This window comes from Candidatus Methanoperedens sp., from assembly GCA_027460525.1.
Lineage (GTDB): Archaea > Halobacteriota > Methanosarcinia > Methanosarcinales > Methanoperedenaceae > Methanoperedens.
Genome location: JAPZAS010000017.1, coordinates 25,206 through 39,053, shown reverse-complemented (window position 1 = coordinate 39,053; position 13,848 = coordinate 25,206). Strand labels below are relative to the sequence as shown.

11 protein-coding genes and 1 pseudogene are annotated in these 13,848 nt (G+C 42.5%); 7 read left to right on the top strand and 5 right to left on the bottom strand.

Features of this window, described 5'->3' with window-relative positions:
• The first annotated feature begins 154 nt into the window (after positions 1 to 154).
• The gene (locus O8C68_06705) at positions 155 to 679 is read left to right on the top strand and encodes a metal-dependent hydrolase (GenBank protein MCZ7395492.1); all 525 of its coding nucleotides are present in this window, start codon (positions 155 to 157) and stop codon (positions 677 to 679) included.
• A gap of 4 nt (positions 680 to 683) precedes the next feature.
• On the opposite strand, the gene O8C68_06700 is transcribed toward O8C68_06705, so the two are convergent.
• Together O8C68_06700 and O8C68_06695 are read right to left on the bottom strand one after the other, a co-directional pair.
• Positions 684 to 2,285 carry a glycosyltransferase family 2 protein gene (locus O8C68_06700; protein MCZ7395491.1) on the bottom strand — a complete coding sequence of 534 codons (1,602 nt, stop codon included), beginning with the start codon at positions 2,283 to 2,285 and terminating at the stop codon, positions 684 to 686.
• Positions 2,286 to 2,842: 557 nt separating this feature from the next.
• Positions 2,843 to 4,045, bottom strand: a complete 1,203-nt coding sequence (locus O8C68_06695; protein ID MCZ7395490.1) for an ABC transporter permease — start codon at positions 4,043 to 4,045, stop codon at positions 2,843 to 2,845.
• Between the two features lie 109 nt (positions 4,046 to 4,154).
• Here O8C68_06695 and O8C68_06690 point away from each other — a divergent pair, with 109 nt between their 5' ends.
• The 6 genes from O8C68_06690 to O8C68_06665 all read left to right on the top strand — a co-directional run bounded on the left by O8C68_06690 (position 4,155) and on the right by O8C68_06665 (position 11,023).
• A complete protein-coding gene (locus O8C68_06690) occupies positions 4,155 to 4,385 on the top strand; it encodes a hypothetical protein (GenBank protein MCZ7395489.1) in 231 nt (76 codons plus the stop codon).
• A gap of 193 nt (positions 4,386 to 4,578) precedes the next feature.
• Positions 4,579 to 6,912, top strand: coding sequence for a DUF4129 domain-containing protein (locus tag O8C68_06685; GenBank protein ID MCZ7395488.1), 2,334 nt, complete (start codon positions 4,579 to 4,581; stop codon positions 6,910 to 6,912).
• The gene (locus O8C68_06680; protein ID MCZ7395487.1) at positions 6,896 to 7,888 is read left to right on the top strand and encodes a DUF4350 domain-containing protein; all 993 of its coding nucleotides are present in this window, start codon (positions 6,896 to 6,898) and stop codon (positions 7,886 to 7,888) included. The genes O8C68_06685 and O8C68_06680 overlap by 17 nt, the downstream gene beginning before the upstream one ends.
• Positions 7,888 to 8,829: a MoxR family ATPase gene (locus O8C68_06675; GenBank protein ID MCZ7395486.1), complete on the top strand. Its 942-nt coding sequence runs from the start codon at positions 7,888 to 7,890 to the stop codon at positions 8,827 to 8,829. Before O8C68_06680 ends, O8C68_06675 begins: the two co-directional genes overlap by 1 nt.
• 2 nt (positions 8,830 to 8,831) lie before the next feature.
• Complete coding sequence (locus O8C68_06670) at positions 8,832 to 10,229, top strand: DUF58 domain-containing protein (protein MCZ7395485.1); 1,398 nt, start codon at positions 8,832 to 8,834, stop codon at positions 10,227 to 10,229.
• Positions 10,211 to 11,023, top strand: coding sequence for a hypothetical protein (locus O8C68_06665; GenBank protein MCZ7395484.1), 813 nt, complete (start codon positions 10,211 to 10,213; stop codon positions 11,021 to 11,023). The genes O8C68_06670 and O8C68_06665 overlap by 19 nt, the downstream gene beginning before the upstream one ends.
• Here the strand turns inward: O8C68_06665 and O8C68_06660 are convergent.
• The 3 genes and pseudogenes from O8C68_06660 to O8C68_06650 all read right to left on the bottom strand — a co-directional run bounded on the left by O8C68_06660 (position 11,020) and on the right by O8C68_06650 (position 13,795).
• Positions 11,020 to 11,840: pseudogene (locus O8C68_06660) on the bottom strand (DUF1616 domain-containing protein). The gene O8C68_06665 and the pseudogene O8C68_06660 sit on opposite strands and share 4 nt — an antisense overlap.
• A gap of 115 nt (positions 11,841 to 11,955) precedes the next feature.
• The gene (locus tag O8C68_06655; protein ID MCZ7395483.1) at positions 11,956 to 13,119 is read right to left on the bottom strand and encodes an FtsX-like permease family protein; all 1,164 of its coding nucleotides are present in this window, start codon (positions 13,117 to 13,119) and stop codon (positions 11,956 to 11,958) included.
• The gene (locus O8C68_06650) at positions 13,109 to 13,795 is read right to left on the bottom strand and encodes an ABC transporter ATP-binding protein (protein MCZ7395482.1); all 687 of its coding nucleotides are present in this window, start codon (positions 13,793 to 13,795) and stop codon (positions 13,109 to 13,111) included. Before O8C68_06650 ends, O8C68_06655 begins: the two co-directional genes overlap by 11 nt.
• Positions 13,796 to 13,848: the final 53 nt, after the last annotated feature.

The window sequence follows — 13,848 nt, the reverse complement described above, 5'->3', positions numbered from 1 at the left end:
CAGTTTCTCTGCCTGGAAGTACTCCGCCAGCGTCAGGGTGGGGCAGCGCTGCGCCACTACGGAGCAGAGGGAGTGGATTTTGAGAGGGTGAAATCGAGGGGCATCTGCTCCTCGGGAATAACCTTTTTAGCTAACATAAATTATAGAACCTATCATGTTCCTGCTCGGTCATCTCGGCGTCACACTTGGACTCTTTTTCATCCTCGGGTATCTTGTACCCGGAATCCGGGGCAGGATCAACTACTGGTATGTGGCCTTCGGTGCGGTCCTGCCAGATATTATCGATAAGCTTCTTGGCAGGATACTCTTTCCTTATTCCATTGCCAGCGGACGGGTTATTGCTCATACTCTCGTATTCGTTCTTCTCCTGGCTCTTGCTGGATTTTATCATTACAGGCGCCGCGGGGACATGCGCATTCTTTTTATATCCGGCGCTTCTTTCCTGCACCTCCTGGAAGATGAAATGTGGATGGAGCCTGCTATTCTCCTCTGGCCGCTGCTGGGATGGAGTTTTCCCCGGGGTACTCCTGATAACTGGTTTGATTATTTCCTTGTCATGACCAGGAATTCCTATACAGTCGGTCTCTCGTATGATTTCATCGCCGAAGTCATAGGATTTATCATCATGACGCTCCTCGCCTTGAAATACCTGTTTCCCGGGGGAAAAATAAGGCATTAGCCTATCACACCGTCCCGCTCCTGCTCTTATCAGCCTGCATATCAAAAAGCATAGCGAACAGGAGGAACTGCAGTCCCATGAGAGTTATAAATACTGCCAGGAGCGGGATGTTCTGAGAGACCGGGTTGTGATACATTTTCTGGACCAGGATCCAGGAACTGAAAAGTACCCCTGCAGGCAGAAGCACCATGCTCGCCGTGTAGAAGAACACCAGGGGATGGAAATCCAGCACAACGTACTTTGTCTTAAGGCGCCACAGGAACCCCCGAAAGATCATCGGCGCAACTTTCAGGATGTAGCTGCTGTATTTTATTTTTGACTTCTCCTTGCCGTAGCGCGCGGGCATCACCACGTCTTCCACTCTCATACCGAATGTATTAAGTTTGATCATCATATCGTTGCAATACCCGTAATAAGGATAGATGGAATCCAGGTTCATCACCTCAAGTGTCCGCCTGGATATTGCAGTGTATCCGTTCTGCGGGTCCATCACATGCCAGTAACCCGTCCCGATTTTCGTGATCATTGTAAGCATCGCATTACCCACGAACCTCCACTTGCTCATACCCTGGCGGAATTCCTTGCTTATCAGCCTGTTTCCCTTGGTATAATCCGCCCGCCCCTCAATGATGGGCGTCAGAAGGCGCGGAAGCTGCTCCGGGTCCATCTGGTTATCCCCAGCCATAACAGCAACGATATCCATCTCATCCTCAAGCGCCAGTTTGTAGCCTGTGATTATGGCCGCACCCACGCCGCGGTTCTTGTCGTGGCGCACTGAGACTACCCTGGTATCGGTGATACGTTTTATGATCTCAGAGGTATGGTCATTGCTGCAGTCGTCTATAACATATATCCTTTTAACATACTTCGGGATACCCCTGATCGTTTCCTCTATCAGCAGTTCTTCATTGTATGCCGGGACTACCACCCCTATGTTGTATCCATTGAATTGATTGAAACTTTGCTCATTTTCAAAATTTAAGTATTTTATCTTGAGGTGGTTCCTTTCAGCCTGGGACAATATGTTTTTTATAGACGAGCCGTTAAGAAGTGTTAGATCTATTTTTTTTAAAGACTCGGTTGAAAGAGCTAAAACCCCTGTCTTCGAATTAAAGGGATTTTTTTTGTTCAGGAAAAACAGATTTTCTCTATTAGAGGATATTTTACTGCAAGGCATTGAGCTAATTGCGATATCATAATTCCCACTTAGAACAGGATTGATGATTTCTGGGATCATGCCGGGATTATGCCTGCCGTCAGAGTCCATGGTGACAATAACCTTCGCACCGTTCTGGGATGCTATCTCAAAGCCGGTCCTAAGCGCTGCGCCCTTGCCTTTGTTGAACTGATGCCGGATCACCTCTGCGCCCGCAAGTCTTGCTATTTCGGAAGTTCGGTCCGTGCTGCCGTCGTCGATCACGATGACGCGGTGTGCATGCTGCCTGGCATGAAGAACCACGCTGCCTATGGAAACTTCTTCATTGAATGCCGGAAGGATTGCGGTGATTGCACTGCTCATGGTATATGGCTCTTGACAGCTTCCATTCATTCTAAAGGGTTTTACTGACCATTTGAGTGGGCCCACCGATGTTATTTGTGTGCTCATTGCGGACCTCCCCTCTTTTTTTGGAGAAGATGGTGGTTAGTAGATTATTTTACGATGTTATCGCATCTCCACCAATCTATTGGTAATCCTTATTGATATTTAAATCTTTCTTATTATAAATTATAGTTGATTATAATCATGATTATCATATTTTTAATTATCATTATTTTCACGGTGCAATTTTTTTTAGCGAGTATGCAACCAGGGTCAAAATATTATGAAAATACTGTACGTGTAGAGAACAAGTTCCGATTAGCTAAGAAAAATTTGATTTAATTGTAATATCACTGTAGTCGGCTGTTAGATACGATTATTATTTCGCTTCCAGATCGAAAACTACATCGCTATTGTTTCATAACTTGCCCTGATCTCCTTGGTGTTTTGAATTGGACTAAATCTTTTAAAGGGAATAGACCCTTACCACAGGATATATTTTTGGCGAGAGCACAATCCCTGACTCTGGACGAATGTCCAGACACCATATTCGCGCTGGATTATTTCTCAAATATTGGGGTCTGGGGACTGCCCAGCGCAGTTAATTGTTTGAAAGACACGTCCTACACGCTTCTCAGCAGCTCGGCTTTGTTCATCCGGCTTATCTGCATTACGGCAAGAAAGCTCGTCAGAAGTCCTGAGAAGATCGCTACCGCAAGACCCATGTAAATATAGGTATAATCGATCAGAACGAGGTTGTTGAATCCCACCATCTTATAGACTATCATGTTCAGTATCCCTGCAAGAGGAAAGCTCAGCAAGACCCCTGTAACCCCGCCTATTATGCATATCAGGAACCCTTCAAACCCCACATACATGAATATGGAACGCCTCTTGATACCCATCACCGCTAAAATCCCTATCTCATTCTTCCTTTCGTTCAATGACAAAAGCACCGTGTTCACCACCAGGATCAATCCCATGATTACTGCCAGGGCAACAATCGAAATTGCGCTTGCCAGGATAGGGAAATTTTGCTTGACTATCTTCTTTAGCAGGTTCAGGTTTGTGCTCACGGTATAATCCGGGTATTGTGCCTCCAATTTTTTCTGTGTCTCTTCGGCTCTGGAAGGGTCTTTCAGCCTGAGCGTTATGAGATTCACGGTATCATAATAATTGTTCCCGGATATGTCCTGGAGTTCTGAAAGATAAAAAACGACCATGGGGCCGGAGCTGAAGCTTGATAACGAATTCGTAAGCCCCACTACCTTGAATTTCTGATTGCGGGCCTCAGTCAGCGTTTTTCCCACATACAGCGTATCCCCGATATTTGCCCCCAGAAATCTGGAGGCCCTTCCGTCCAGCAGTATTTCCCCCTTTAAGGGACCGCTATAGATGCCATTGTTGTAATGGGTATCGCCTGCAAGACCTTCCCCCTGCAGAATTGAGACAAAACTGCCGCTGGTTTCTTCGATCCCAAGACCGAATACAGCTTTCGGTTCTGCCCCTTCCCTGTAAGCATACACTATCTCGGTCAGCACGGGAATCGCTCTTTTAATATTGCTGTTCTTTAAAAGTTCCTTCTCAAGCTTATGGGCATAAGTGATCTTTCCCTCATAACCCCCTGAAAACTGTGACTGAAGATCAAAGGTCTTTCCTGTAATCCACATCTGCATGCTGCTTCGCTCAAGGGTCTTTTCACCAGTCGTCATGAGCCCGTTGCCTATCGATCCCAGAAGTATGATTGAAATTACTGCAAAAGCGATGCCTGTGATCGACAGGAACGTTCTAAATTTGTTATAGGAAAGATTCCGCAGGGCAATCATAAATTTTTAAACGCTGGCATTGTTGATATTTATTATGGAAGGTTATAATAGTTAAAAGTCGTATCTCTTGGTGATGGCCTCTATTCATAGACAACATCGCTTTATATACATGCTTTCCGCATGGATGTTCATAGTATTGTTTTTCTTAATAATAGCTAATAATCTTGATATTGAGATTTTTTTTGTTCTGAATTTGATAGGCTTTCTGGTGCTTGTTGAAATCACAGCACCATTCAACTTCAAGCCTGAATGGAAACAGAGGTTAAAATGGATTGTGCTCGCAGGAGCAATAGCATTCTCCTATATAGTGATAAAAAAAGTGATGAAGATAATTGGGTGAATATGAAGAACATTAGGAAAGTTTTATCAAAAACCGTTGCGCCGCTTTACTTCGCAGACACGTATGCCCGCAGGCATACGTGGATACTGCGTGAACCGATGTTTCGGTTCTCAAACGACGGATATAGTGCGCCATACCCTGACACGCCCTCCCGAGGCGTGACTCGGGACGTCATAAAGGGGCGTAACCCTTTATGAAAGACTTGAATATCCTGCTGGTTTTCTTAATAATTTCCGCTGTAATCATACCAGCATCGGGAGGTATTCCTTCCCATATAAATCCTGCCAATGTTACCGCTTCTACTGCAAACCTTCAGGCGCAGCAGGTGCTGCTTATCAACGAATTGCTGTCCTACTGGTCAGGAGTATTCATCTCGTTGAACAAGGGGGATATCAAAGGCGCTCAGGAAAATTTCGAGAGCTACCTGAGAACATTGAAAGAGAATGATAACATTTTAATTGGAATTAATGGCGATGTTTATACAGAACTAAAAAAAAGCGCGAATACGTTGAACCTGACTACTGATCAGATTAACCAGCTGCGCTCTCTCTACGAAGAGGGAAAACTCGCATACCAGAACAACCAGACTGATAGGGCAATCCAGATAGCGCTCAAAGCCAGTAATATTGTCGGGAATCTCAGTTCCCTGCAGCAGGAACTTATAATGGAGGCTGTGGCGCAGTATCCTGGCGTGAATATCACGCTTTACCAGAATGGATTATTATCCTTTAACAGCACGTTGAATGAGATCCAGAAGCGATGGCTAACTGTTGAGCTGACGCTTTTCGATGAAACTGAAACTTTACTTTCAGTCTCTCCTCCGGGAGGCGAACTGGGGGATGCTATATATATAAAAGGCAACCTGACATTGCCCGGGAATGGTTCTGGTGTTCCGGACGCCAGCCTGGCAATTAAAATAGATAACGAAGTCGTTAAAATTTCTACTGATAAGAATGGAAAATACAATTTCACATATAAAATATCAAATAAAAAACCCGGCGTTTACCCTGTGCAGGTGAATTTCGTTCCTGTTAATGAACCGCTATTAGAATCATCTGCCAGAGGCTCGTTTTTTATTAAACAAACAAATACTACACTTACAATCAAAGCCAACCCTGACCACGGCAAGTTCGGTGATATCCTGAACCTATCAGGAAGCTTAGTTGCAAGAAATTCATCAGGAGTTGCTGATGCTGATATTGTTATAAAGCTCGATAATAAAACCCTTGCCAATGTAAAAACCGATGAAAAGGGGTTGTATGATCATGATTTCAAAATTCAAGGGATAGCTGAAGGCGAGCATATAGTTAAACTGGATTTTATTTCATCCGACCCGCTCCTTCTTCAATCCAGCAACACAACGGCAATAAAAGTGATACCTGAAAATACCACACTTACTATAAAGGCTGACCCTGACCGCGGCAAGTTTGGCGATATCCTAACTCTATCAGGAAGCTTGGTTATGAAAAATTCATCAGGCATTACTGATGCTGACATTGTTATAAAGCTCGATAACAAAACCCCTGTGAATGTTAAAACCGATGAAAAAGGATTGTATCAATACAATTTCAACGTTCCGGCGATGGCTGAAGGCGAGCATGTAGTTAATGCCGAGTTCATTCCATCAGAGCAGCCGCTCTTTCGATCCGGTAATAAAACAATAATAACACTGATGCAGACAGCGACTACAATTATAATATCCGGGGCAAAGATTGCATATCAGCAGGATTATCTCAATCTAACAGGGAAACTGTTAACAGATAAGAACCTTGAAGTCCCGAATGCCAGGGTAAGTACCCTCCTCGATGAAAAGGAAGTGGGGGCTGCAGTTGTGACCAGAGGCGATTTTTTCTTTAGCTTCTGGATTGACAAAAATACGAGTTTGGGGAACCACACTGTTACAGTGAAATTCACTGGAGATTCGCCATTCTTGCCGTCTGAAAATTCAATATCCGTTGAAATAATAGCTAAACCAGAGCATAGTAGGAATATATTATTTTTAATACTTGGAGCAATTAGTATAATCATTATTTTCTATTTAAGAAAAGAGCTCTCGTTATGGATCGATGCTCTTGCATCAGCAATTAAAGTACGAATTGGCAGTGGGACAAAAACAGAAACGCCTCCAATTACACATGAGCCTCTGAAAGAAGCTGAAATAAAACAAAAACCAGAAGAGACAGCAGTGCAAGTACAGGAACAGGATATGTTAATCAAGGTTTATGCACATCTGGAAAATCTTATTGAACAAAAACAATTCAAAGAATCGATTTTATATTCCTACAAAGATGCAAAAGATTGCGTTTCAACATATTCCGGAATCAAAAGTGCTCCGCAACAAACCCACTGGGAGTTTTACAATATTGCAAAAAGCAGCATGCCAGCAGTTGCAGATGATTTCCTGAAGCTTACCGAGCTGTATGAAACTGCCATGTACAGCAGCAGAAAGATGGATGCTGAGCAAGCTGTAAAAGCTGTAGATTTATTAAGAAAAATTCATAATTTAAGCAATGAAAAAAATAAATAAGAAAATATTATTGTTAATCGCATCTATCCTCATACTTATAGGCACTTTCAGGTTCTCCGAGAGCACGGCGGACTTCAGCACATACAATCCAGATTGGAATGGAGGCATGCAGATCAGAATTCTTATATCTGAACATCATCGAGTTATAGCAATGCCGGTTCGCAGCGATCTTGTATCCTTCGCACCCGGTGAAACTGCATTTGTCATTCTTGGGCCAAGGGGCAATTTTTCAGAAAAAGACATTTATACGATCAGGAAATTTGTAGAAGCAGGCGGGCTACTCCTCCTTTCGGATGATTTCGGCTCAGGAAATGAGCTTCTCAATAGATTTACAACTTCTGTCTCATTTTCTAATATGCTCCTGCAGGATGATGTAAGCTTCTGGAAGAACTCCACATTCCCGGTAGCAGCAACAAGCATTGGAAACGTGAGCAACATCACGATGAATTATCCGACATCCCTTGTAATAACAGATAAATCAATTGAAGTACTCGCCAGTACAAGCAGGTTTGGCAGGCTTTCTGAAAATGAATCACAGCGTGGGCAACCGGGTTCGTATCCTGTGATAGCTTATTTCCCCTATGGCAGAGGCAAGATAATAGCAATAGCCGACCCCAGTATATTTATAAACAGCATGCTCCCGATGGAAGAGAACAAGCGTCTGCTCGGAGAATTTGTGGAAAATCGAACTACAGTAATTTTTGATGAGGGCGGTCGAATGCCGCCTGTTTCTAATATTGATTACCTGATAAAGACAGATCCTTATGCTCAATACCTGTTGGCAGGTATTATAGTATCTCTGGCATTTTTATATACGAACAGAGGCAAGATAGGTCTATTCGGAAGAGATAAAACAAATGACCATGGTTATTGTGAACTGGATGAAGAGAATATAATTTCAGATATCTTAAAAAGACATAAATGGAGCGAGCGAAAACTGATGCTTTTTAAAAACAAACTAAAGAAAGAGAAATAATGGAAAATGAATTATTAAAGGTTCAGCATACAATCAGAGCTATTTTTGATGAGGTAAGCAAAGTGGTCATAGGAAAAACCGACCTTATCAATTACCTTATAATATGCCTTCTTTCAGAGGGGAACATTCTCATGGAGGGTTATCCCGGTGTTGCGAAAACAACTATTGCCAAGACATTTGCCTCAGTGCTTGGCTGTGATTTCAAGAGGATTCAGTTCACTCCTGATATAATGCCAGCGGATATCACAGGCACGTATATCTATAATCAAAAGACAGGGAGCTTTGAGCTCAGAAAAGGTCCTGTTTTTGCTAACATTGTGCTGGCAGACGAAATCAACCGTGCCTCTCCGAAATCCCAATCCGCCCTGCTGGAATGCATGGAAGAAAGACAGGTCACGCTTGAGGGAACGACCATGAGAGTGCCTGTGCCCTTTATGGTTATCGCAACCCAGAACCCGATAGACCTGGAGGGGACGTATCCACTTCCTGAAGCGCAGATCGACAGGTTTCTGTTTAAACTCGATGTGGGATACCCTGATGAAAAGGAAGAACTCGATATACTCATCCGAAAAGATAACGGAATATCGAGCGAAATAAGAAAAGTGACCGCTCCAGAGCAAATCAACGACCTTATAGCGGCTGTGAAAAAAGTGTATATAGATGAGAAAGTAATGCGATACATCAGGAATCTGGTTATAAATACGAGGAAGAACAAGGATCTTTTGATTGGTGCAAGTCCCAGGGCATCTATTGCGCTTCTCAACGCATCAAAATCCTTCGCAGCAATCCGTGGCAGGTCATACGTTATTCCTGACGACGTCAAATATCTACTCCCGGTTGTACTGAGGCACCGCTTGATTTTAACGCCTGATTCAGAACTCGGCGGAATAACTGTAAACGAGATTATCCAGAATATTTTAAACCAGGTGGAAGTTGTGTAAAAATGCATCTCAAGCATAGAGGAAAAAATGCCATAGTTTTTATATTTATTTTCCTGATGTTGGGTTTAATAACTACAAACCCATTATTTTATGCAGCAGGCATTGCTATAGCTATCATTCTGTTTTTTGATCTGGTGAGCTTTTTGATTGCGGTCGATGCATTCGATTCATATGCAATAAGAAATATCAGTAAAAATAGAATGTTCCAGGATAATTTTCTGGATGTAAAGATGGAGTTAAAAATTAAAGCTAAAAACTTAAAAAACATATATTTTAAAGACGTATATCCTGACGCTTTTACGCTTGTTTCTGGAGATGTGACAAGAAAGATCGATGCTGGGAGTTCCTATCATAATATCTGCTACAGGTTATGCGCAATCAAGCGCGGAACGCATTCATTTTCAGAGTCCTATATCCATCTCGGAAGCAATTTTCACATGTTTGAGCATAGCATGACTCTTGAAAGCAGGGCAGAAGTCAGCATTTACCCACCGGTTTTATCAAAAAGATCTATTTTAGCTCAGTATATTTCTTCACTCTATGGTTCAGGCAAGTCAAAACAAAAAGGTATGGGCATTGAAGTTGCCAACATTAGAAATTACATGCTGGGAGACGACTTCAAGCGTATAGACTGGAAAACGAGTTTGAGGCTTAACAGCATGTTTACAAGAGAGTTCGAATCAGACATCGGGCTTCCGGTGTTTGTTCTGGTTGATCACAGCAAGACATCCAACCCGGATAGCAATCTCGGCAATGCTGTCAGGATGGCAAATTATCTGATTCAGCAGGCAGAAGGTAACGATCAACCTGTAGGTCTGCTAACGTTTACGCATGACCGCATTACGAATCAGACTTTAATAAAAAAAGGAAAAAAACGGTTTGAAATATCGAGAAATCTTTTTTCACTGGAACAGAAAGAGAGTAAGCCATATGCCATGGCTATGGATATGGGGGAGATAAAGGCATTTGGGCAAAAATTGAGTTCGTCAAAAGATGAATTTTTTTCTTTACTTGCTCCATTTTTTGTCGAGAATTCGGAACACTTAAAGGCTATGGAAAAGCAGGGAATTTACCAGGCAATAAAACGCGTGATAAATTTTTCAAAGACACCCTCCATGATCTGTATAATAACAGAACGATACGATGCGCCGTTGATTGAAAGTATACGCCTTGCAACTTATTATGGAAACAAGGTTCTTTTAATAGCAACATCGTCGGTTATGTTCAGGGCATACGATGTACTTGAACTGGAGGGACATTACCAGGAATACATGAGATTTCAGAAAAAAATTGAAAAATTCAAACGGCTTAAGGGCGTGAAAGTTGTGGAAGCTTGCCCGGGAGATAAGCCTGAACAAATAATCAATCAGGCGGTATATAGATGGAAAACGCATTACTGAGAAAAAGGATGATTGAGCTGGAAAGAGAGAATGAGAGGCTGAGGGCTGAGCACGGGCTGGCAAAAAAAAATGAATATAGAAACACAGGGTATACATTGATATTTTTCGGGGCTATAACTCTTGCACTCTCTTATTTCACTTACAATAATACTACACTTGCCTCTATCCTTTTATTCGCAGGTCTTGGTACTACTTACCTCGGCATTATCTCTCTTTTTCTCAGTCCGGAGAGGTTCGTCAGGGAAGATCTCATGGAGAAAAGCGTCCTTTCCAGCATTATTGTCATAAACAATATCATACAGGAGCTTCAAATATATTCAAAAGGGATTTATATTTTGGCAGATAATGAAATAAGGGTTATTCTTCCTCTCAGGTCTGATTATAAAATCCCTGAGAAGATTCCACAGAGAACTTTTCAGGCAGGTGATGAACCCAGCAGCACTGCTTTAGTACTTATCCCGCTCGGATATTCCCTTATGCAGATGGCAGAAAAAAAAGGGGCGGATTGGAGCGACCTGGCGCAGGCTTTAAATGATGTGCTTGTAGAGGGACTTGAACTGGCGCAAAGCGTGGAGGTAATGCAGGGCAGCTCTATAACTGTAAAAGTCAACGAACCCGTTTATATAAATCTATGCGATAAGGTATCTAAAGAAGCGCCGCGTATATGCGATATCGGGTGTTCTTTTTGCAGTCTGATAGCGTGCATAGTTGCCAAAAATACAGGAAAAACCATCGTAATAGAGCAAGTTGAACACAGTAAAAATAGCATAGTCGCAAGATTCAACCTGCGTTAACCTCTTACATTCACCCATAAATGGGTATCTCTATACGGCAGTGTAAAGTTGTTGTTCTTGTAGAGGAGGAACTGAAGTTTCATTCCATCGCCTGCACGCACGGGAGTAAAATTGACTTGCTGCTCCCATGTTTGATTATGTGCTGTTCGTATCTGCTGCTCTTCCAGTACATCCTCACCTAATTTAATGCGAAGCGTGTAGTTGACAGTTCGTATTCGTGGTTTACTATGCCGATGATGACAGCGCTGATTTCTCCTGCAGTCAGGTTTGTGGGATAACCTTCAGCCTTGCCGCCTGTGCCAAGTATATAGAATTCGGTGAATTTCTCACCCTGTTTTGGAGTAACGATGACATAAGCGAGCATAATCAAAGCAGCTACGATGGAAATAACAAGAGCTGCAGTTAAAATTTTATCAATACGGTTCTCAGTTTTGACTAATATTTCATTTTTAAGTGAATGATACATTTCTTTGAATTTTACATCAAACCGCATATTTTCCTGAAGCTTGAGCCGCCTGAGGTGAGCGATAAATGTCATTATCAAGATAAAAACAGTTAATGAGATAATAACGGGAACAAGGCGTATGCCCTACGGCGTGAAATTCAAAGCAAGACCGATGAGGGGAACAATCGCTATGCTCAATCCGAAGCTGAGGGCAATGCGCTCTATAGTATCAAGGTCATTTTTGCCGGGAAAAAGCGCGGCTATTAAAGCATAACCGGGAAGGAACAGCACTAAGGGTATTCCAAATATTATTCTTAACGCAGTACTGTCTAAAGGTGGCATGAGCACGAATACAAAGGTCAGCGCAGACATGACAATAACAACCTTAAGGTCGGATGGGAGCCTGAATATAAGCCCGCTACGGACTTTGTAACTCGATCCATGAAAAGAATTATTCAATAAGTCTAAAAGTAATTTCGGTATCACTTTAGCCACCCAATACCTTGGCTATGTTTGCTCGCCTGCCCATGAGAGCAGGTATTATCCCTGAAACTATTCCTGCAACGACTGCTGTGGAGAAAGCAGCAATGATTATCACAGGATTTATTGATGAGACAATGTCGATTTCAAACAACGAACTGGTTGCAGCGTTTAAAGCGTACTTCCCTGAAAAACCCAATACCACGCCTACGATGCCCCCTATGATAGAGATCATAACAGACTCGTACATGACAATTTTTATGACTGACTTATCAGAAATACCAATTGCTCTCATTACAGAGAATTCTTTTTGTTGCTCATTAACTGAAAAGATCATTGTTGTGGATATAAATAGCACACCCAATACGAAAGAAACAGCAGTAATTGCTATTGCAGTCGCAAGAGTCCGTTTATCGTCGGTTATGCTGTGCGCATAATACTCTGCGTCGGAAAGAACAATAGCATCAGGAAAATATCCCTGCAGCAGGGACTGGATATTCCCGCCTTTTACAATTATCTGGTTTGCCCTATCCCCTTTTAAATTTCCTGTAAGCTCCTGGAGTTCAGAAAGATGAAGCATGGCTACTGGTGCAGTTGAGAATTCAGCAGAATCTACTGTTGCTGTAACCCTGAAAGGAGTAGAATTCAGAAGTGTGTTTGCAGATCCACCCAGATATACATAGTCTCCTTTTTTAACTCCAAGCAGGTTCGAAAGCTGCTGGTTTATTGCAACTTCGAATGTCCGATTTTTTCCATAGTAATATGGGTCACCAGAGGATAGAGCGTCTGCAGGAATGAAGATATTGCCATCAGGTATGATTCCGATCCCAAGTACAACCTTGGGTTCTTTTCTGGCTGCGTATATCACTTTACTCAAGATAGGAGTTGCATTCTTCACATCGGGATTTGATTTTATGGCATTAATTTGCTGGTGAACATTTCCCAGCATAGTTTTTTCTGAATTTGTTACAGGATCAAGTACGCCTGAACCCGATGGTATAACCCAGTAATCGGTCTCTTTTTCAAAAGCTGATGTGTTATTCTGATTCAGACTTACAGCAACAGATACAAGCAAAATAGCCGTCGCCACAGAAATACCAATAGCTAATGCTGTGAAAAAGGTTCTGGATTTTCTATGCACCAAGTTTAAAAAGGCAATCTTAGCTAACATCAGTTACTATTGATCCATCCCTGATTTTTATTATGCGCATTGCTTTTCTGGAGATATTTTCGTCATGTGTTACAACGATTGTGGTTTTACCGTATTTTTGATTTAAATTGATTAGCAGTTCAATTATCTTACTCCCTCCGCTGCTGTCAAGTTCACCAGTTGGCTCATCAGCCAGAATAAGGGAAGGATCATTTGCCAGTGCACGCGCTATCGCGACGCGCTGCTGCTCACCGCCGCTCAATTGCCCGGGTCTGTGATTGGCTCGACCTGAAAGCCCGACCGAATCTAACAGGGCTAAAACCCGCTCTTTCCTTTTGTCTTTCGAAATTTTCGCCTCTTGCATGGGCAGTTCGATGTTTTCATACGCTGTCAGTGTTGGCAGGAGGAAAAAATGCTGGAATACAAAGCCGATAGTGTGCAGTCGAAGATTTGAAAGCCGCCCGGCGCTTAAATTCGTGGTATCGTAACCGTTAATTTTCACGCTGCCTGATGTTGGGACGTCCACACAGCCTATGATATGCAGCAGGGTGGATTTACCTGAACCGCTGGGACCCTGTATCACGACGAACTCGCCCTGCTCGACCTCAAGGTTAACACCGCGAAGTGCGTCAATAACTACTTCGCCTACACGATAGTGCTTGCTTAGATTAGTAACCTGCACGATTTTATCAGCCATGTATCATCATCATTATACTAATAATTATATTTATGACGGTAAATATTATATGT